We start from the raw sequence: 19,554 nt of genomic DNA, 5'->3' as shown, positions 1-19,554 counted from the left end.
CTATTAGGATTGCTAATACCTGTTATCGGCGCTGCAGGGCTGCAAGCATAAAACTCACCACCTTAAGTCCGGTGTGCAGGGGATTTCCCTGAAACAGATATTGGAGTTTCTTATGACAATCAATCGCAGGGCATTACTGGGCGGGATCGCAGCAGCTCCGGCGGCACTGGCAATGGGCTTTGCAGGCCGAGGCTGGGCCGCGGCGGCTGAGGGGGTAACAGCGGTTAAGCCTGTCATCCATTCTTTCAGGCTTGGAAATGCCCGGATCACGGTGCTGCTGGACGGGCATCTGCCTCTGGGAACCCAGCTTTTCAACGCCTATGACCCGGCCAAAGCTGAAGAAGTCCTGGCGCAGGGGCTGCACCGGATGCAAAACGATTCATTGCAGATCCCGGTCAACGGTTACTTGGTTGAACGCGGTGATAAGAAGCTGCTCATAGACACCGGAACGGCGCAGCTCATGGGGCCGGGGCTTGGTGCGCTTGGCGACGGACTGGCTGCGGCCGGGGTTGTGCCGGAGAGTATCGATACAGTGCTCCTGACCCATATTCACCCGGATCATTCCGGGGGGTTGATCACGGGGGATGGCTCCGCGGCATTTGCCAATGCCGAACTGGTGGTGGCGCAGCGTGAGTGGGACTTCTGGCATGACGATGCCATCATGGCAGGTGTGCCGGAAAGCAGCCGCGGGTTCTTTGACATGGCCCGCCGCTCGGTCGCGCCATATGCGAACCGTCTGCAACTGCTGCAGGGAGAGGGGGAAGCCGCGCCCGGTTTCACTGCGCTGGAGCTGCCGGGCCACACGCCGGGCCACACCGGTTTCATGCTGGAGGCAGGCGGTGAAGGGCTGCTGTTCTGGGGGGACATCATTCACAGCGCCGCGTTGCAGTTTGCGCTGCCGGAGTGGACCATTGCCTTTGACACCGATCCGGCCCAGACGGTGGAGACCCGGCGCAAGATGCTGGACCGCGCGTCGGCCGACAATCTGCTGGTCACCGGCGCGCATCTGGACTTCCCCGCGCTGGGCCGGGTGCTGCGGCAGGGTGAAGCCTTTGCCTATCAGGCGGCGCCTTGGCAGTTTGGCCTCTGAGACCGTCAATCCCCGCGCCGCGCCCCATATTCGGGGTGCGGTGCAATCGCTTGTTTCCTTCCGTTCCGCCTTGCGCTAAAGGCTGCCGCAACGTGTTGGAAGGAGCCATGTGATGACCAGCGGCAAGAACGGCCTGACCTATGCAGATGCAGGTGTGGACATTGATGCGGGCAATGCCCTGGTTGACCGGATCAAACCGGCCGCCAAGCGCACCAACCGCCCCGGCGTTGCCAGCGGCCTGGGTGGTTTCGGCGCGCTGTTCGATCTGAAGGCCGCGGGTTACAACGACCCGATCCTTGTCGGCGCAACCGATGGCGTCGGCACCAAGCTGCGGATCGCCATCGACACCGGCGTGGTGGATGGTGTTGGCATCGACCTTGTGGCGATGTGCGTCAATGACCTCGTGTGCCAGGGTGCCGAACCGCTGTTCTTCCTGGACTATTTCGCCACCGGCAAGCTGGAAACTGATGTGGCCGCCCGTATCATCGAAGGCATCGCCGAGGGTTGTGTGCGGTCCGGCTGCGCGCTGATCGGCGGTGAGACGGCAGAGATGCCGGGCATGTACCCCGAGGGCGACTTTGACCTCGCAGGCTTTGCTGTCGGTGCAATGGAGCGCGGCACCGCGCTGCCTGAAGGCGTGGCTGAGGGCGACGTGCTGCTGGGGCTGGCGTCTGACGGCGTGCACTCCAACGGCTATTCGCTGGTGCGCAAACTGGTCGAAGTCTCCGGCCTCAACTGGGATGCGGATTGCCCGTTTGGCGAAGGCACCCTGGGTGCGGCGCTGCTGACACCGACCCGCCTGTACGTCAAACAGTGTCTCGCCGCGGTGCGGGCAGGGGGCGTGCATGCGCTGGCCCACATCACCGGCGGCGGCCTGACCGAGAACCTGCCGCGGGTGCTTCCCGAGGACCTGGGTGCCGACATCGACCTGAACGCCTGGAACCTGCCGCCCGTGTTCAAATGGATGGCAGAGACCGGCGGTATCGCCGAAGCAGAGATGCTCAAAACCTTTAACTGCGGCATCGGCATGATCCTGTCGGTTTCCGCGGACCGCGCCGATGAACTGGTCAAGGTGCTGGAGGGTGAAGGCGAAACCGTGGCCCGTTTGGGCACCGTCACCGCAGGCGTCGGCATGCGCTACTCGGGCAAGCTGCTGTGAGCCACAAAAAGGTTGCTATTCTGATTTCCGGCGGCGGCTCCAATATGGTGTCGTTGCTGGAGAGCATGACCGGCGATCATCCGGCGCGGCCCTGTCTGGTTCTCTCCAACAACGCCGATGCCGGTGGCCTGGCCAAGGCTGCGGCGGCAGGTGTCGCAACCGCCGTTGTGGACCACCGTCCGTTCAAGGGCGACCGGGAGGCTTTTGAAGCAGAGCTGGTAAAGCCGATCTTTGAGACCGGTGCAGACATCGTCTGCCTAGCCGGTTTCATGCGGGTTCTGACGGCCGGGTTCGTTTCGCAATTTGAGGAGCGGATGCTGAACATCCACCCCTCACTGCTGCCCAAATACAAGGGACTGAACACCCATGCCCGCGCGCTTGAAGCGGGCGATGCAGAGCATGGCTGCACCGTGCATGAGGTGACACCGCTGCTGGATGACGGTCCCATTCTGGGGCAGGCGCGGGTGCCGGTGCTGGCAGCTGACACGCCGGACACGCTGGCCGCGCGGGTGCTGGTGCAAGAGCACGCCCTGTATCCGGCCGTGCTGCGCCGCTTTGCGTCGGGCGACAAGACGCCGGTGCAACTGCCCTAACGCAATAGTTGCACGGCGGCGCTGTTGCCATGCCAGTTCTGCGGCTCAGCCTGCTGGTCCGGCGCCATCAGTGCGGGCAGGCCAAGCAGCAACAGCAGCACTGCAGCCGCCAGAACCGGAATCAATCCGCGGGACAGGGTGAAGCCACGGGATTTGGCGGGGGAAAGGTCAAGTGCGGTCATTGAGTGTCCTCCTGTGACGGGTGTGCCACCAATCTAGGAGTGCAGCATTCATTATGAAAATGAATGTTTGCCTGTTTGTTCATCACGGATCGTGAACGCCGGTGGCGCCCGTGTGCCGAAGGCCACAGCAGTGCCAATGGAATTCCTTGACCATGCCGGCACCTGTTTGCATTGGCCGGAACAAGCGCGTATCACGGCCCGGTCTTACTGATAACGAAAAGCCGTAATTGATGAAAACTCTGACCTCTACCGAAGAACTGCAGGCCTTCTGTGAAGCTGCAGCGCAGCATGCCTATGTCACGGTGGATACCGAGTTTCTGCGCGAGCGGACCTATTACTCCAAGCTGTGCCTGATCCAGTTGGCCTTTGCCGGGGATGGGGAGAACGACGCGGTTCTGGTTGATCCTCTGGCCGATGGTATCTCTCTGGAACCGCTGTATGAACTGTTCCGCAACGAGAATGTGGTCAAGGTTTTCCATGCTGCGCGCCAGGATCTGGAAATCTTCTGGGTTGATGCGCAGGTCTTCCCCAAGCCGCTGTTTGATACCCAGGTTGCGGCGATGGTCTGCGGCTTTGGCGAGCAGGCGGGCTATGAGACGCTGGTGCGCAAGATCGTTAAACAGGGGCTGGACAAGACCTCGCGCTTTACCGACTGGTCGCGCCGCCCGCTCAGCGAGGCGCAGAAGACTTATGCGCTGGCGGATGTGACCCATCTGCGCAAGATCTATGAATTCCTTGCTGCGGAACTGGAAAAAAGCGGCCGCGCCCATTGGGTGACGGAGGAACTGCAGGTGCTGACGGATCCCGCGACCTATGACATTCAGCCCCAGGATGCCTGGAAGCGGGTGAAGACCCGCACCAATTCCGGTAAGTTCCTGGCGGTTGTTCGCGAACTGGCCGCCTTCCGAGAGGCATATGCGCAGAGCAACAACGTGCCGCGCAACCGGGTGTTCAAGGATGATGCGCTTGTCGAGCTGGCCTCGACCAAGCCGCGCAATCCGGGGGATCTGGGCGGCTCCCGCCTGCTGCTGCGCGAAGCGCGCAAAGGCGCGATTGCCGAAGGTATTCTGGAGGCCGTGGCCAAGGGCGTTGCCTGCCCGGCAGAGAAGCACCCGAAGATGGACCGCAGCAAAGAAAAGCTGCAGGTGAATCCGGCATTGGCGGATCTGCTGCGGGTGCTGTTGAAAGCCAAGACTGAGGCGGAGGGTGTTGCAGCCAAACTGATCGCGCCGAGCGCCGATCTGGATGCAATTGCAGCAGGTCTGCGCGATGTGCCAGCCCTCAGCGGCTGGCGGCGCGAGGTGTTCGGTGCTGATGCGCTGCGGCTGTGCGAAGGCAAGATCGGACTGGCAGCCAAGGGGCAGGACGTGAGAGTCGTTGAGCTTTAGGTTTCCAGTCTGGTGTCAGTAAAAAAGGAAAACGCCCGCTTCAGCGGGCGTTTTCCTTTTTATTGGTCAAGTGGTTCAGCGCCGGCGGCTTTCGCGTGCGTTTGACTCGCCATTCACCCGGACGAGGCGGACCTCCTCCAGATCCTGGTTCGACAGAGTGCGCGCTGCATGCAGCGTGCGGCTGAACTCACTGCCGGTCAGGGTCGGTTCTTCTGGGTAAACCACGCGGAAGTCGTATGCCAGCACCCCGTCCTCAGTGTCTTCCACAGGGCGCAGCTCGACCTTGAAGGCGCCCTGACGCTCGGCAATGCCGGTCGCGTGGATGATCGCTCCGGAGGTCGTCCGTTCAATTTGCAGTCCGGAGATCTGGCTGATCAGAACGCTTTTATCTTTGGGTGGCTTCTTGGCAAAGATGCCGCGGGCATTGCTTTCCTGGGGCAGCAGCGGGTTGACGTTTTCCGCCACCTCTACCTCTGCCGGTTCCGAGCTGCCAAACCAGTTGGTCGGGTTCAGCCGCGAATCCCGCCAGCCGCACGCTGAAAGCACCAGCGCGCAGGCCAATGTAAGAGCCAGTGGTTTATGCATTTGTCCCCGCCCATTCAAATTGTCTTTGCAACGGATTACCTGATTGGGTGCAGCTTGAAAAGCGGTTGAAAAGGGGCGGGCAGGGGCTTAGGTGCTGATCTGCACCTAATGCGGGTTTAGAGGATTGACCGACGATGGCCACTGCCGCCTTTGAAGAGATCGTGGAAGACTTCGAGTTCATGGAGGACTGGGAGGACCGCTACCGTCATGTGATCGATCTGGGCAAGGCAATGGAGCCGCTCGACGAAGCGTTGAAAGTGCCTGCGACCAAGGTGGACGGCTGTGCCAGCCAGGTTTGGCTGCATGCCACTGTCGAGGGCGGCGGGTTCCGGTTCGATGGCGACAGTGACGCCATGATCGTACGCGGCCTGATTGCGGTGCTGCGCTGCCTCTACAATGGGCTGCCAGTGGCCGAAGTCGCGGCAGTGGATGCCAGGGCCGAGCTGGAACGTCTGGGGCTCAATGAACATCTGTCTTCGCAGCGGTCAAATGGGTTGCGTGCGATGATCGAGCGGATCCGTGAAACAGCGATGGCGCAGGCCTGACGCCGGGCGAGGGGGCGGCCTTTCGCGTTTTCTGGAAAGTTGAAAAGGGGTTATCGGGCCCAGTTTGACATGGCAGTTTCCAGATCGCCATAGCCGGTGTGCCGGTGCTCGAACTCCAGCCCCATGCGGTCTGCGCATTCCTGCGCCTTTTCCAGCAGCTTGGGATCGCTGGTCTGGGACTGGTAGACCAGTTTCGTGTAATTGCCGAACACCATGTCCCGCAGTTCCGGATTCTTGTCGAGGCCCATTGGGCGCCAGACAAAGGCGTCGAATTGCTTGACCAGAAAGTCTGTGAGGTAGAAAGCGGTAATTTCGCCTTCTTCCGAATGGCGGGCAAAGGTCTCGTTGCCCTCGAAGAAGGAATAGCAATGCGGGCCTGCCACCATCTCCACGCCCAGTTCCGCGCATTTACGCTCCAGCGCGCCGCCAGTGCCGCAGTCGGCATAAACCACGAAAATCTTGTCATAAACGGCTGAATGCTTGGCCACGGCGCCGTCGACGGCGTCCACGATCTGCTCGGGATAAAGATGCAGCTTGGCAGGCAGGCAGGTGAGGTCGATGTGATCCATGCCGTTAGCGTCCTTGATGGCAAGGATCTCGCGCGCCAGCGCGCCGCAGGCAATCAGCAGGATGCGGCCGGTCTTCTTTTCAGGTGCGGCCAGGCCCTGTTCGGTGAGGGATGTTTCCTCAAGCGTCCGCCCGGTGGGAGGGCGGAAGGCAGCCCGCTCGGTCAAGCGGGCTGCACGTCCTTTACGTGCCAAATCAGGCGCTCATCGAGTTGTGCTTGCGCGCAACGAAGTCCTTGGCCATTTCCACGGCCACGGCTGCGTCACGGCAGTAGCCGTCGGCGCCGATTGCCTTGCCGAACTCTTCGTTCAGCGGTGCGCCGCCAACCAGCACGATGTAATCGTCGCGCAGGCCCTGCTCGACCATGGTGTCGATAACCACTTTCATGTAGGGCATGGTGGTGGTCAGCAGAGCCGACATGCCGAGAATGTCCGGCTTATGCTCTTCCATGGCTTCCAGGTAGTTCTCAACCGGGTTGTTGATGCCGATGTCGACCACTTCAAAGCCTGCGCCTTCCATCATCATGGAGACCAGGTTCTTGCCGATGTCGTGGATGTCGCCCTTGACGGTGCCGATGACCATGGAGCCCACGCGCGGCGCGCCGGTTTCGGCCAGCAGCGGCTTCAGGATAGCCATGCCGCCCTTCATCGCGTTTGCCGCCAGCAGCACTTCAGGAACGAACAGGATGCCGTCGCGGAAGTCGGCGCCGACGATGGTCATGCCGCCAACCAGCGCTTTGGTCAGAATGTCGTAGGGAACCCAGCCGCGTTCCAGAAGGATATTCACGCCTTCTTCGATTTCCTCTTTGAGACCATCATAGAGGTCGTCAAACATCTGCTGAACAAGTTCCTCGTCATCGAGTTCCGAGAGGATGATGTCTTCTTCGTCCGACATGCGCCTAATCCTTGCTGACGGGGGAATCCCCGGTGTTGGCCTATTTCTGAGGCTTTTGTGACAGAATGCTGTTTGCGAACTGCATTATTTGCGACATTGCCGCGTTTCTAACCGACGTATAGAGACAATTCCGGCGCAAGAATAATGAAGATTCCACATGGAAATCTTCGATTTTACCCATTTGTTCTTTATTTGTTCTCCTGCGGCCGCTATTTTGCGCCCATGCTGCCTGAAAACACGTCACACACCATGCGCCGCAAAACGCGTGCCAGCCTCAGTAATGCGGCAGGCCGTTTCGAGATGGTTCGGGAAGGGGTGGATGATGGCTGGTTCCAGGAACTGCCGGATGCCGTGATTCCCACTGAGGTGCGCCAGGAAACGGCGCGCACATTGATCACTTACAACCGCTCTCCCGATCTGCCGTTCGACCGGTCTATCAACCCCTACCGCGGTTGCGAGCATGGCTGCATTTACTGTTTCGCGCGGCCCACCCATGCTTATCTGGGACTGTCGCCCGGGATGGATTTTGAAACCCGGCTGATTGCACGCCCGAACGCTTCCCAGGTTCTGCGCAAAGAATTGTCGGCACCGCGCTACAGGGTGGCTGCAATTGCGCTTGGCGCCAACACGGACCCCTACCAGCCCTGCGAGCGGGATCTGCGCCTTTCGCGCGCCTGCCTGGAGGTGCTGCGCGACTTCAACCACCCGGTGGCAATCGTGACAAAGGGAGCAATGGTGGAGCGGGATCTGGACATCCTGGCACCGATGGCGGCCAAGGGGCTGGTGCGGGTGGGGGTTTCCCTGACCACACTGGACCCGGACCTGTCCCGCCGGATGGAGCCGCGGGCGCCGCTGCCCGCCCGCCGGCTGGCTGCGATCCGGCGGTTGACTGCGGCCGGGGTGCCGGTGCGGGTGATGACCTCGCCTGTTGTGCCGGGGCTGACGGATCATGAGCTGGAGGCACTGCTGGCCGCGGGAGCGGAGGCCGGGGCTGATGCTGCCAGCTGGATCATGCTGCGGCTGCCGCGGGAAGTGTCGGAGCTGTGGCAGGAGTGGCTGGAAGAACACGAGCAGGGCCGGGCGGCCAAGGTGATGGCGCGGTTGCGCGAGATGCACGGCGGGCGCGATTATGATCCGCGCTGGGGGCATCGGATGCGGGGCGAAGGACGTTATGCCGAGATGATCGCTCAGCGCTTCAAGGCGGCCTGCAAACGGCTGGGCCTGCGGGAGCAGACGGAGGCACTGCGTTGCGACCTTTTTGCGCGGCCTCCGCAGCCGGGCGACCAGCTGGCGCTGTTCTGACCGGTTGTTGAACAATCCGGGCGGCTGAAGTGTGCTAAGGTTGGCATCACTCTGACAAGAAGGAGCGTGTCCAATGAGCATAGTTGCTATGAAGGCGCGCGTCACAGGGCGCGTGCAGGGCGTGGCTTTCCGCACCTGGGCGCGGGCGGAGGCGTTGCGCCACGGATTGTCGGGCTGGGTCCGCAATGAACCGGATGGCTCTGTCCGGGCGCTGCTGATAGGGCCCGCAGCCAGCGTCGCGGATATGGTGCGCAAAATGGGCCGCGGCCCCGGGGCAGCCTCGGTTAAGGATGTACTGACAGAAAGAACCGATCCGGACCCTGGGATCAGCGGCTTTAGTATCACCGGATAGGCCGGGCAGGCCTAAAGAAAGCGCCGCGTGTGAGGACGCGGCGCCTTTCGTTCTGTCTGTGCCAGCTAGCGGTCAGGCGCGGCGGCGGCCGCGGCGTCCGCGGCGTTCGCCGCCTGCGGCTGCATCCTCTCCGGTGCCATCGCTTTCAGAGGTGAAGGGGCCCAGCACTTCGACGATTTTCTCCAGCGCCGGTGCCTCGCCGCGCGGGCGGCTGTCCAGCGCATCACGCATGGAGCGCAGGTGGTCAGGCATGGTGCCGCAGCAGCCGCCAATGATCTTGGCGCCGGAATCGCGGGCCATTACCGCATATTCGCCCATCAGTTCCGGAGTGCCGTCATAGTGGATGTGGCCGTCGACGTATTTTGGAATGCCGGCATTGCCCTTGGAGATGATCGGGCGTTCGGTGCCTTGCGCGGCAAAGCCCAGCACTGTGCGCAGGATGTCGGAGGCGCCGGTGCCGCAGTTTGCGCCAAAGGCCAGCGGCGCGTTGTCGAACTCTTCCACCAGCTGCGCCAGGTCAGAGGAGGTCACGCCCATCATGGTGCGCCCGGCGGTGTCAAAACTCATGGTGCCGCACCAGGGCATGTCTGCCAGCTTGAACGCTTCGGCAGCGGCACGAAATTCTTCGGGGGCGGAAATGGTTTCCAGCCACAGCACATCGGCGCCGCCTTCCTTCAGGGCGTCGGCCTGTTCGTGGAACATCTCAACCGCCAGGGAATGGGACATCTCCCCAACCGGCTCGAAGATTTCGCCGGTCGGTCCGACGGAACCGGCAACGGCAATCTTGCGTTCCGCCTTGTCAGCGACTTCGCGGCCCAATTCGGCTGCAATGCGGTTCAATTCACGCACGCGGCCCTGCGCGTCGTGCAGTTTCAGGCGCGCAGCGGTGCCGCCGAAGCTGTTGGTCAGGAACAGGTCGCTGCCCGCATCAACCGATCCTTGGTACAACGCCAGGATTTTCTTGGGCTCATCAACGTTCCACAGCTCCGGTGCATCGCCGGATTGCAGGCCCATGGCAAAGAGGTTGGTGCCGGTCGCGCCATCCGCCAGCAGCACGTCCCTGGTGTCCAGCAGCTGTTTGAAGGTGTTTGTCATCAGTTGTGTCCCGTGTCAGCGCGCCGCCCCTGCGGGCAGGTCGGCAAATTTGTGGTCTTCCCCTGTCTCACGCCGGGCGGGCAAGGGCAATTTCATTTTCCTCATCTTCATTATGAGATCACTGACAAGCTGCCGCAAAGCCGCCGCCGCAGGGTGATATGCGGCATGGCATAAAGCACAAGCCGCCGTGCTCAGCCTTAAAAACTTCTGCCGCGGCAAACAAAAGGTTAAAGCCGCGGCCCGCCAGCCGCCAAAGGGCCTCAGCCAGCCTCGCTCAGGATCTGGTCTTTCGCCTGCGGAAGCAGTTCGGCGCGTTTCGCCCTGATTTCATCCGCGGAGGCTTTGCCCTGCAACGCGTCTTCCAGCTTGCGCACAACGTCCTCGTGGCCTGCCTCTTCCAGATCCGCGGCCACGACGGTTCCGGCAAATGTATCGGCGTCCGTGCCGCTCAGCCCCAGCAAGCCGGCGGCCCACAGGCCCAGCATTTTGTTGCAGCGCGCCTGCGCATTGAATTGCATCTCTTCGTCGTGGGCAAATTTGGCTTCAAATGCCTGCTCGCGGTCGTCAAATGTTGTCATGGTGCATCCTCATTAACCGGTTGAACCCCATCTATGATAGGAGTGTGATAGGGGGGCAGGGCAAGAAAAAACTCTGCCGGATAAGGCCTTAGTTTCTATGTTCCCGGGCAGTGCCGGCGTTGCGGGCCTTGTGCCTGCTGCGGCAAGCTGCGGAGGGATTGCCCTGTATCGGTGCGCCGCGCCGCTGCAAGCTTGCGGCTGAGGCCCCCTTGCACTATGAGAGCGGCACATCGCAGGGCCGGATTCCCGGCATTGACCCGAAAGGTTCCCAATGGCGCGTCGCAAGAAGATTTACGAAGGCAAGGCCAAGACTTTGTACGAGGGCCCCGAGCCCGGTACTATCGTGCAGTATTTCAAGGATGACGCCACCGCCTTCAACGCTGAAAAACACGACGTGATTGAGGGCAAGGGTGTCCTGAACAACATCCTGAGCGAGTTCTTTATGCTCGGCCTGGCGCAGATCGGCGTCCCGACCCATTTCCTCAAGCGCCTCAACATGCGCGAGCAATTGGTGCGCAGCTGCGAGATCATTCCGCTGGAAGTGATTGTGCGCAACTATGCGGCCGGTTCGATCTCCAAGCGTCTCGGCATCGACGAGGGCACCCAGCTGCCGCGCCCGGTGGTGGAATACTGCTACAAGGATGATGCCCTGGGCGATCCGCTGGTCACCGAAGAGCATATCGCTGCCTTCGGCTGGGCCAGCCAGCAGGACATGGATGATATTCTGAGCCTGGCGCTGCGTGTGAACGACTTCCTGTCCGGTGTGTTCCTGGCTGTGGGTATCCGGCTTGTAGACTTCAAGATCGAGATCGGCCGGATCTACGAGGGCGACTTCCAGCGCCTGGTGATTGCGGATGAGATCAGCCCCGACAGCTGCCGTCTGTGGGACATCAAAACCGGCCAGAAGCTGGACAAGGACGTGTTCCGCCGCGACCTGGGCAGCCTCACGGATGCCTACAGCGAAGTGGCACGCCGTCTGGGCGTGATGCCGAACAATCCGCCCGCGCCGGGCAAACCGACGCTGGTGAACTGAGATAGGGACCCGCAGCGCCTGCAGCGCCGCGGGTCTTTGAGTAATTTTGGAAAGATGAAGCCCGGCAGGGCTTCGCCATCGAAAACCTGAGGGATGATGCGATGAAGGCACGGGTGCATGTGATGCTTAAGAACGGGGTTCTGGATCCGCAGGGCGAGGCTGTGCGCCACGCGCTTGGCGCTCTGGGCTTTGATAAGGTTGAAGGCGTGCGTCAGGGCAAGGTGATCGATCTGGATCTGGCCGAAGGCGCGACCGAGGCAGATGTGACTGCGATGTGCGAGAAGCTGCTGGCCAACACCGTGATCGAATCCTACAGCATTGAGCTGGCCTGATGAAGGCGGCGGTTGTTGTTTTCCCGGGTTCGAACTGCGACCGCGACCTGTCGGTGGCGTTTGAACAGGCCGGTTTCGACGTTTCGATGGTCTGGCACAAGGACAGCGCGCTGCCCGAAGGCGTGGATATCGTGGGTGTGCCGGGCGGGTTCTCCTATGGCGACTACCTGCGTTGCGGCGCGATCGCAGCCCAGTCGCCGATTTGCAAGGCGGTGATTCAGCATGCGGACCGCGGCGGTTATGCCATCGGCGTCTGCAACGGCTTCCAGATCCTGACCGAAACGGGTGTGCTGCCAGGCGCGCTGCTGCGCAATGCCGGGCTGAAGTACATCTGCCGCACCGTGAACCTGAAGGTGGCGACCTCTGATAGCGTCTTTACCCAAGGGTATAACGCGGGTGATGTGATCGGCGTGCCGATTGCCCACCACGACGGCAACTACTTTGCTGATGCAGAGACCGTTAAGGCGCTGCAGGATCAGGACCGGGTGGCCTTCACCTATGAAGAAAACCCCAACGGTTCCGTTGCGGACATCGCGGGCATCCTGTCGGAAAACCGCCGTGTTCTTGGCATGATGCCGCACCCGGAACGCGCTGCGGACGAGGGCCACGGTGGCACCGACGGCGCGGCAGTCTTCCGCGCATTGGCGGGGATGGTCACCGCTGCGTGACTTGAGGATATGCCGTGGCGGTCATAGGGTATCTTTATGACCGCCACGCGCTCTGATGAGACCAAAAACAAGCCCAAGTCCGGGTCCCGCACGATTTCTTGGCGGGCGCGGCTTGCGCTTGTTCTGTTCATGGCCGTGGCTGCAGTCACGGTCTGGACCACCAACCGGGCGCTGACCCACCGTTTCACCGAAAGCACCCGCAACCGCGCTGAGCTGCGGCTGGCGCTGTACTCCGGCAACCTGCTGAGCGAGCTGCGCCAGCACGCCATCGTGCCGCAGCTTCTGGCCCGCGACCAAACGTTGATCTCTGCGCTTCAGTCCAGTGATTTTTCCCTGTCGACCCAGCGGCTGATTTCCTTTGTCGATGAAATCGGCGCGGCCTCAATCATGCTGCTGGCGCAGGACGGGCGCACGGTGGCGGCGACCGACCGCAACCGGCTGGGGGAAAGCCACCGCAACGCGGCTTATTTCGTTGATGCGGTGCGCGCCAAGTCGACTGTGTTTTCGGTCATCCCGCGGGAAGTGGGGGGCTACCGGTTCACCTACTCCCGGCGTGTGATTGATGCGACCGGGGTGCTTGGCGCAATTGTTGTCGAGGTCGACCTGCAGAAGTTTGAACGCGCCTGGGCCGGGATTTCGGATGCGGTGCTGGTCACTGACAGCACCGGTAACATCATTCTGGCGACCGAGGCGCGCTGGCGCGGGCTGAAGGAAGATGATGCGCTGACGCTGCAGACGCCCGAAGGCGCGATACAGCGGGCGATCCGTGCCACCACTGACTGGACGGCGCTCCCGCCGGATGCCTACCTGCAAGGCGAAGCCGTGATGCGGCTGGAGACGCGGGTGCCGTTCCAGGGCTGGCGCATGGCGACCTTCACCACCTATTCCTCTGTCCGGGAGCGTGTGAATGCGGTGCTGGCGCTGGAGATCATGGGATTCGCCATCCTTCTGGCGCTTGCGTTCTATTTCCTGAGCCGTAAGACCGCGCTGCGCATGGCGCTGTTCCAGCGCGAGTCGGCAGAGCTTCGCGTATTGAACGCTCGCCTTCAGCGGGAAATTGCCGAGCGTGAACGCATGCAAAAGACCCTTGCCGTGGCGGAGCAAAGCCTGGCTCAGAGCTCAAAACTGGCGGCTTTGGGCGAAATGTCTGCCGCTGTCAGCCACGAGCTGAACCAGCCGCTTGCGGCGATGAAAACCTATCTGGCCGGTGCGCGGCTTCTGCTGAACCGGAACCGCCCGGACGAGGCTCTGGCCTCCTTCGGGCGCATCGACGATCTGATCGAGCGGATGGGGGCAATCACACGGCAGCTCAAATCCTACGCGCGCAAGGGCGGCGACGCGTTCAGCCCTGTAAACTTGGGCGATGCGCTGGCCTCCAGCCTGTCGATGATGGAGCCGCAGCTGCGCCAGCGCCATGTGAAAATAACCCGCATCCTGCCGGAAGAACCTGTTATGGTAATGGGCGACCGGATGCGGCTGGAACAGGTGATGGTCAACCTCTTGCGCAATGCGCTGGACGCCACCAAATCCGTGGCGGACCCTGAGGTGGAAATCCTGCTGGCAGCGGGTGAGACAGCAACCCTGTCGGTGCGTGACAACGGGATGGGTATCAAGGACTTCGACAATCTGTTTGAGCCTTTTTACACAACCAAGCAGCCCGGCGACGGGGTTGGATTGGGGCTTGCCATCTCTTCAGGGATCGTCAACGACCTTGGGGGACGGCTGACCGCCCGCAACGGGCAGAACGGCGGGGCGGTCTTTGAAATGCAATTGCCGGTCCTGGTGGACGGTATCGAAGCTGCCGAATAGGCAGCGCGGAGTGATTAGGAGTGAACGCGCATGGCCCAGGCTATGAAAATCGCGATCGTGGACGACGAACAGGATATGCGGCAGTCGATCAGCCAGTGGCTGGCGCTGTCTGGCTATGACACGGAGACTTTCTCCAGCGCCGAGGAAGCGCTGAAGGTGCTCGGCCCGGATTATCCGGGAATCGTGATCTCCGACATCAAGATGCCGGGCATGGACGGCATGCAGTTCCTGAAGAAGCTGATGGGCAGTGACAGCGCCCTGCCGGTGATTATGATCACCGGCCATGGCGATGTGCCGATGGCGGTGGAAGCGATGCGCGTCGGTGCCTTCGATTTCCTGGAAAAGCCTTTCAATCCGGATCGTATGTCGGAGCTTGCCAAACGCGCCACTGGCGCACGCCGGCTGACGCTCGACAACCGAGTGCTGCGGCGCGAACTGTCCGACGGCGGCCAGATCATGAAAAAGCTGATCGGTCAGAGCCCGGTGATGGAGCGGCTGCGCGAGGATATCCTGGACCTTGGCCAGGCCGACGGCCATGTGCTGATCGACGGCGAGACCGGCACTGGCAAGACACTGGTGGCCCACGCGCTGCACGCGGTCGGAAGCCGTGCAGGCAAGAAGTTCGTGCTGATTTCCTGCGCTGCATTGGAGGAAGGGGCGCTGGCCAAGCGTCTGTTCGGTCCGATGCTGCCCGAAGACAGCATGCTGCCTGCCATCGAAGAGGCCCGCGGCGGGACCCTGGTACTGGAGGACATCGACGCGCTGTCAGAAACCCTGCAGGCAAAGCTGCTGAGTGTGATCAACGAGCAGGGCACCCCGGCGGAAACCCGGATTGTTGCTATCTCCAACCTGCAGGAAGCGGGCAAGACCTGTGAGGACGCGCTGCGCCCGGATCTGTTCTACCGCCTGGCGGCGTTGCGCATCACCGTGCCGCCGCTGCGTCAGCGCGGCGAGGATATCCTGACCCTTTTCACCCGTCTCTCGGAGCAATTCTCTGAGGAATACGGCTGTGACGCGCCGCAGGTGAGCGCTCAGGAAGCCGCACAGCTCTTGCAGGCGCCCTGGCCGGGCAACGTGCGCCAGTTGATAAACATCGCCGAACGCGCAGTTCTGCAGTCGCGCCGCGGTTCCGGCACCATCGCGTCGCTATTGATGTCTGATCACGAGGAGATGCAGCCTGTGATGACCACCGAAGGCAAGCCTTTGAAAGAATATGTGGAAGCCTTCGAGCGCATGCTGATCGACAACACCATGCGCCGCCATAAGGGCTCGATCGCCAGCGTGATGGACGAGTTGTGCCTGCCGCGCCGGACCCTGAACGAGAAAATGGCGAAATACGGCCTGCAGCGGTCGGATTACCTGGCCTGAACTGAAAGCAGGTGTTTCCCGCGCCGGGAAACGGCTCAGAAAGCACCTGTTTTCGGTTTCGGAAGTCGCGTCAAATTCCGTATGCCTGCAGGAAAACTAACCTGAAATTAACGGCTTGCCTGATAAGGGCTGGCCGTTTGCATTTTCAGACCCCGTGGTGACGAATGTCCATTGTCATTACCTATCCACAGGCCTTATGCTGGCGCAACGGGCCGGAAACCGGCAAGTGGTTCAGCCCGTTCTGATGAGTTTCGCTGGCTTCGGCTTTTGTCCGGCATGATCCGAGAAAGCAGCAGCCAGACCGATTGGTCCTCTTGCATAAAGAGGACAGTTTAGCGCCCAAGCCGGACTTCAAACCGGTAAAGGGATAACAAGGCAGGCGCGGGCACACCCCGACTGCCGGAGAAGAACCGCGATGACGCGCGCGAGAGCGAAGAGCACTGAGGCAGGAAGGCCGGGCATTGACCCCGGGACCATCTGCTGCACCGCGCCGTCCATTATCGCCCTGACAAGACACCACCCGAAACGCGCGCGGCCGCCTGGAAGCAGGAGGCTTGCGGGCGCACAGGGCAGGTGCACCAAGGACCCATGGCAAAGAAGATGCTTATTGACGCCACCCACGCGGAAGAGACCCGCGTTGTGGTGGTCGACGGAAACAAGGTTGAGGAGTTCGACTTTGAATCCGAGAACAAACGCCAGCTGGCTGGCAACATCTACCTCGCAAAAGTAACACGCGTCGAACCGTCCCTGCAGGCGGCCTTTGTGGACTATGGCGGAAACCGTCATGGTTTCCTGGCGTTTTCCGAGATCCATCCGGATTATTACCAGATCCCCGTCGCGGACCGTGAGGCCCTGATGGAGGAAGAGCGCGCCTATGCTGAGGCGATGCGCGCCCGTGATGAAGACGAGGAAGAGAAGCCGGCGAAGCCCAAGCGCTCGCGCCGCTCCAAGTCTTCTGCCAAGGCAGCCAAGGCGTCGTCCAAGGATGCCGTGGAAACCAAGGAAGTTGAGCCTTCTGAGGCAGCCGGTGAAATCGCCGGTATGGAAACCATCGACTTGACTGACAGCTCTGAAGCTGCGGATGTCCCGGCAGAACTGGCAGAGGTCCCTGAAGGTTCCTCGCCGATGGAGCGCGTGGCCGAAACCCCGGTGGAAGAGCCGGATGAGGGCGAGGCTGCAGAGGGTACGCCTGCAGCCGAAGCCGAAGAGGCTGCAGCAGAGGCTGTTCCGGCTGAAGACGCCGCGGCTGGCGGGATACCGGTCGAAGAAGCCTCGGCTGAAGCCGCTGAGGAAAACGAAGCCGAAGCAGAGACAGAAGCAGAAGCCGTTACTGCGGAAGCTGAGGCTGTGGCTGAAGAAGCCAAGGAAGACGGCGGTGCTGACAGCGATGATGACGGCGACGACGACGGCGAAACCAGCCGCGCTGATGCCGCCGCCAAGGATGAAAGCATCGAGTCGGTTGCCGACGAGGACGACAGCGAAGACATTCGTCCGCCTCGCAAACCGCGCCCGCGCCGCTACAAGATCCAGGAAGTGATCAAGGTGCGCCAGGTGCTGCTGGTGCAGGTCGTCAAGGAAGAGCGCGGCAACAAGGGTGCAGCGCTGACCACCTATCTGTCGCTGGCCGGCCGCTACTGCGTGCTGATGCCCAACACCGCCCGTGGCGGCGGCATCTCTCGCAAGATCACCAACGCAGCCGACCGGAAAAAACTGAAAGACATTGCAACCGAACTGGACGTGCCGTCAGGCGCAGGGCTGATCGTGCGCACTGCCGGTGCCAAGCGTACAAAGTCCGAGATCAAGCGCGACTATGAATACCTGCAACGGATGTGGGAGCAGATCCGCGAGCTGACGCTGAAATCCATCGCGCCGGCCAAGATCTATGAAGAGGGCGACCTGATTAAGCGCTCGATCCGTGACCTTTACAGCCGCGAGATTGACGAGGTTCTTGTGGAAGGTGATCGCGGCTACCGCATCGCCAAGGACTTCATGAAGATGATCATGCCGTCCCACGCCAAGAACGTGAAGCACTATCAGGAAGGGCTTCCGCTGTTTGCGCGTTATCAGGTGGAAAGCTACCTGGCGGGCATGTTCAACCCGACAGTGCAGCTGAAATCAGGTGGTTATATCGTGATCGGCGTCACCGAAGCGCTGGTGGCGATCGACGTGAACTCCGGCCGTGCCACCAAGGAAGGCTCGATCGAGGAAACCGCGCTCAAGACAAACCTGGAAGCTGCTGAAGAGGTGGCACGCCAGCTGCGTCTGCGCGACCTCGCAGGCCTGATCGTGATTGACTTCATCGATATGGACGAGCGCAAGAACAATGCCGCCGTCGAAAAGCGCATGAAGGACAAGCTGAAGACCGACCGTGCCCGCATTCAGGTGGGCCGGATCTCGGGGTTCGGTCTGATGGAAATGTCGCGCCAGCGCCTGCGTCCCGGGATGATCGAGGCGACCACCGCGCCGTGTCCGCATTGCCACGGCACCGGTCTGATCCGCTCCGACGATTCGATGGCGCTGTCGATCCTGCGCCAGATCGAGGAAGAGGGCACCCGCCGCCGTTCGCGTGAAGTGCTGGTGCGCTGCCCGGTCTCCATCGCCAACTTCCTGATGAACCAGAAACGCGAGCATATCGCTCAGATCGAGGCGCGCTACGGCCTGTCCGTGCGCATCGAAGGCGATGCGCATCTGGTCAGCCCGGACTTTGTGCTTGAGAAGTTCAAGACCGCCTCGCGCAACGTTCCTGCCGCCGCAGCTCCGGTGGTATCGGTCGACACCTCGATCATGGATCAGGTGGATGCAGATGAGGCCAAACAGGACGAGGATGAGGCACCGGCCGTACCGGAGACCGCGGATGAGGCATCGCAGGACGACAAGCCCAAGCGCAAGCGCCGCCGCCGCCGCCGCCGGAAGGGCGCCAATGGCGAGCAGTCTCAGAACGGTGAGACCGGCGAGAACAGCGACGAGGCGTCTGACGATCCGGAACAGCCCAAGGAAGAAGCCGCCGAGGCATCCGAGGCTGCTGCTGACGGTGAGGAAGCCCCTGCGGAAGAGGTGAAGGAGAAGAAACGCTCCCGCACACGCACACGCTCCCGCAAGGCGAAGGCCAAGCCAGCCGAGGCAGAATCTATTGCCGGTGAAGAGGTCCCAGCCGAAGAGGCGGCGCCGGCTGAAACAGCTGAGGAACCCGCGGCGGCTGTGGAGGTTGCCGAGGCAGCTGATGCGCCGGTGGCTGAGGCCGACGAAGCTGTAGCTGAGCCGGCTGCCGAGGCTGAAACCGCAACTGCAGGCGCTGAAACAGCCCCTGTACAAGAGGAAGCTCCGGCCCTGGAGGAGGAGGCGTCCGCAGAAACCGAAGAAGTCTCTGCAGAGAGCGCTGAAGAATCCGCAGAGGAAACTGCTGAGGCAGAAGAATCCGAGGCGGAAGCAGAGCCCGTCGCAGAAGAGGCCGCACCTGCAGACCCTGCACCTGTACAAGAGGAGAAGCAGCCAGCGCTGGCTGGCGCCGAGGCGGAGCCGGAACCGGCATCCCCGCCCAAGCCCAAGCGCCGCGGCTGGTGGTCGATGGGCGGCTGAGGCTGAATGAAAAATGATTTTGGAGAAGGCAGGCCGTTTGGCCTGCCTTTCATTTTGTGCGTTCTGTTGTTTGCGGCTGCCGTTTTCCGGCGCGGAAAACGGCCCGGAAAACGCGCGTTTTCCGAGCCGGAATTCGCGCCGAATTCCGGTTCCCTCGCGGAGATGCCTCAGCTTCCTTTGGCTTAGCTGCCCTTGCGGATCAAGTAGACCTGATGGCCGTCACCGGCGCTGTGGCCAACAAACTCATGGCCTGCCTCATTGCAGAAATGCGGCACGTCGATCACTGCCGCCGGATCATCCGCCAGCAGCTCAAGAACTTGGCCGGGCTGCAGCGATTTCAGCCGCTTGCGGGCCTTCAGGACGGGCAGGGGGCAGAGCAGCCCGATTGCGTCTACTGTCTCTTTGATCTCGGTCATGGTGTGCAGATAAGCGGGATGT

Annotated in this window: 20 protein-coding genes; 13 read left to right on the top strand and 7 right to left on the bottom strand. The window is 61.7% G+C overall.

Going from position 1 to position 19,554, the window contains the following annotated elements:
* The first annotated feature begins 112 nt into the window (after positions 1-112).
* The 3 genes from N6L27_RS02645 to purN all read left to right on the top strand — a co-directional run bounded on the left by N6L27_RS02645 (position 113) and on the right by purN (position 2,842).
* Positions 113-1,090: an MBL fold metallo-hydrolase gene (locus tag N6L27_RS02645; RefSeq protein WP_271905533.1), complete on the top strand. Its 978-nt coding sequence runs from the start codon at positions 113-115 to the stop codon at positions 1,088-1,090.
* A 112-nt stretch (positions 1,091-1,202) separates the two neighbouring features.
* Positions 1,203-2,249, top strand: a complete 1,047-nt coding sequence (gene purM, locus N6L27_RS02640) for a phosphoribosylformylglycinamidine cyclo-ligase (RefSeq protein WP_271905532.1) — start codon at positions 1,203-1,205, stop codon at positions 2,247-2,249.
* Positions 2,246-2,842, top strand: a complete 597-nt coding sequence (gene purN, locus N6L27_RS02635) for a phosphoribosylglycinamide formyltransferase (RefSeq protein WP_271905531.1) — start codon at positions 2,246-2,248, stop codon at positions 2,840-2,842. Before purM ends, purN begins: the two co-directional genes overlap by 4 nt.
* Here purN and N6L27_RS02630 read toward each other — a convergent pair.
* Positions 2,839-3,024, bottom strand: coding sequence for a hypothetical protein (locus N6L27_RS02630; RefSeq protein WP_271905530.1), 186 nt, complete (start codon positions 3,022-3,024; stop codon positions 2,839-2,841). The genes purN and N6L27_RS02630 overlap by 4 nt on opposite strands.
* A 230-nt stretch (positions 3,025-3,254) precedes the next feature.
* On the opposite strand from N6L27_RS02630, the gene rnd reads away from it, so the two are divergent.
* Positions 3,255-4,412 carry a ribonuclease D gene (gene rnd / locus N6L27_RS02625; RefSeq protein ID WP_271905529.1) on the top strand — a complete coding sequence of 386 codons (1,158 nt, stop codon included), beginning with the start codon at positions 3,255-3,257 and terminating at the stop codon, positions 4,410-4,412.
* Between the two features lie 75 nt (positions 4,413-4,487).
* Here the strand turns inward: rnd and N6L27_RS02620 are convergent, their stop codons facing one another.
* Complete coding sequence (locus N6L27_RS02620; protein ID WP_271905528.1) at positions 4,488-4,997, bottom strand: hypothetical protein; 510 nt, start codon at positions 4,995-4,997, stop codon at positions 4,488-4,490.
* A 134-nt stretch (positions 4,998-5,131) separates the two neighbouring features.
* Between N6L27_RS02620 and N6L27_RS02615 the strand changes: the two genes are divergently transcribed.
* Positions 5,132-5,542, top strand: coding sequence for a SufE family protein (locus N6L27_RS02615; protein ID WP_271905527.1), 411 nt, complete (start codon positions 5,132-5,134; stop codon positions 5,540-5,542).
* Between the two features lie 50 nt (positions 5,543-5,592).
* Here the strand turns inward: N6L27_RS02615 and N6L27_RS02610 are convergent, their stop codons facing one another.
* Both N6L27_RS02610 and N6L27_RS02605 read right to left on the bottom strand, forming a co-directional pair.
* On the bottom strand, positions 5,593-6,303 hold the full coding sequence (locus N6L27_RS02610; protein ID WP_271905525.1) for a DUF1638 domain-containing protein: 711 nt from the start codon (positions 6,301-6,303) through the stop codon (positions 5,593-5,595).
* A gap of 1 nt (position 6,304) precedes the next feature.
* Complete coding sequence (locus N6L27_RS02605; RefSeq protein ID WP_271905524.1) at positions 6,305-7,003, bottom strand: corrinoid protein; 699 nt, start codon at positions 7,001-7,003, stop codon at positions 6,305-6,307.
* 249 nt (positions 7,004-7,252) lie between these two features.
* Between N6L27_RS02605 and N6L27_RS02600 the strand changes: the two genes are divergently transcribed.
* The gene (locus N6L27_RS02600) at positions 7,253-8,305 is read left to right on the top strand and encodes a PA0069 family radical SAM protein (RefSeq protein WP_271905522.1); all 1,053 of its coding nucleotides are present in this window, start codon (positions 7,253-7,255) and stop codon (positions 8,303-8,305) included.
* Between the two features lie 73 nt (positions 8,306-8,378).
* Positions 8,379-8,657, top strand: coding sequence for an acylphosphatase (locus N6L27_RS02595; protein ID WP_271905521.1), 279 nt, complete (start codon positions 8,379-8,381; stop codon positions 8,655-8,657).
* Positions 8,658-8,729: 72 nt separating this feature from the next.
* Here N6L27_RS02595 and bmt read toward each other — a convergent pair whose 3' ends face one another.
* Complete coding sequence (gene bmt / locus N6L27_RS02590) at positions 8,730-9,752, bottom strand: betaine--homocysteine S-methyltransferase (protein WP_271905519.1); 1,023 nt, start codon at positions 9,750-9,752, stop codon at positions 8,730-8,732.
* 260 nt (positions 9,753-10,012) lie between these two features.
* A complete protein-coding gene (locus N6L27_RS02585; RefSeq protein WP_039178402.1) occupies positions 10,013-10,330 on the bottom strand; it encodes a DUF1476 domain-containing protein in 318 nt (105 codons plus the stop codon).
* A 271-nt stretch (positions 10,331-10,601) separates the two neighbouring features.
* On the opposite strand from N6L27_RS02585, the gene purC reads away from it, so the two are divergent.
* The 6 genes from purC (at position 10,602) to N6L27_RS02555 (ending at position 19,116) form a co-directional block, all read left to right on the top strand.
* Positions 10,602-11,363: a phosphoribosylaminoimidazolesuccinocarboxamide synthase gene (gene purC / locus N6L27_RS02580; protein ID WP_019297459.1), complete on the top strand. Its 762-nt coding sequence runs from the start codon at positions 10,602-10,604 to the stop codon at positions 11,361-11,363.
* Positions 11,364-11,464: 101 nt separating this feature from the next.
* Positions 11,465-11,695 carry a phosphoribosylformylglycinamidine synthase subunit PurS gene (purS, locus tag N6L27_RS02575; protein ID WP_271905518.1) on the top strand — a complete coding sequence of 77 codons (231 nt, stop codon included), beginning with the start codon at positions 11,465-11,467 and terminating at the stop codon, positions 11,693-11,695.
* Positions 11,695-12,363 (top strand): phosphoribosylformylglycinamidine synthase subunit PurQ, encoded by a 669-nt coding sequence (purQ, locus tag N6L27_RS02570; RefSeq protein ID WP_271905517.1) that lies wholly within the window; start codon positions 11,695-11,697, stop codon positions 12,361-12,363. Before purS ends, purQ begins: the two co-directional genes overlap by 1 nt.
* Before the next feature lie 36 nt (positions 12,364-12,399).
* On the top strand, positions 12,400-14,172 hold the full coding sequence (locus tag N6L27_RS02565) for an ATP-binding protein (RefSeq protein ID WP_271905516.1): 1,773 nt from the start codon (positions 12,400-12,402) through the stop codon (positions 14,170-14,172).
* 30 nt (positions 14,173-14,202) lie between these two features.
* Entirely contained in the window at positions 14,203-15,540 is a 1,338-nt protein-coding gene (locus tag N6L27_RS02560) for a sigma-54-dependent transcriptional regulator (RefSeq protein WP_271905515.1), read from the top strand.
* 588 nt (positions 15,541-16,128) lie between these two features.
* Positions 16,129-19,116, top strand: a complete 2,988-nt coding sequence (locus N6L27_RS02555; RefSeq protein ID WP_271905514.1) for an Rne/Rng family ribonuclease — start codon at positions 16,129-16,131, stop codon at positions 19,114-19,116.
* Positions 19,117-19,298: 182 nt separating this feature from the next.
* Here the strand turns inward: N6L27_RS02555 and N6L27_RS02550 are convergent, their stop codons facing one another.
* Positions 19,299-19,532: a sulfurtransferase TusA family protein gene (locus N6L27_RS02550; RefSeq protein ID WP_271905513.1), complete on the bottom strand. Its 234-nt coding sequence runs from the start codon at positions 19,530-19,532 to the stop codon at positions 19,299-19,301.
* Positions 19,533-19,554: the final 22 nt, after the last annotated feature.

Origin of the sequence: Leisingera sp. SS27 (assembly GCF_028368855.1) — a bacterium.
In the GTDB taxonomy this organism is placed as follows: Bacteria; Pseudomonadota; Alphaproteobacteria; order Rhodobacterales; family Rhodobacteraceae; genus Leisingera.
Note: the sequence above shows the minus strand (reverse complement) of the source record. Positions and strands in the feature narration are given on the sequence as shown.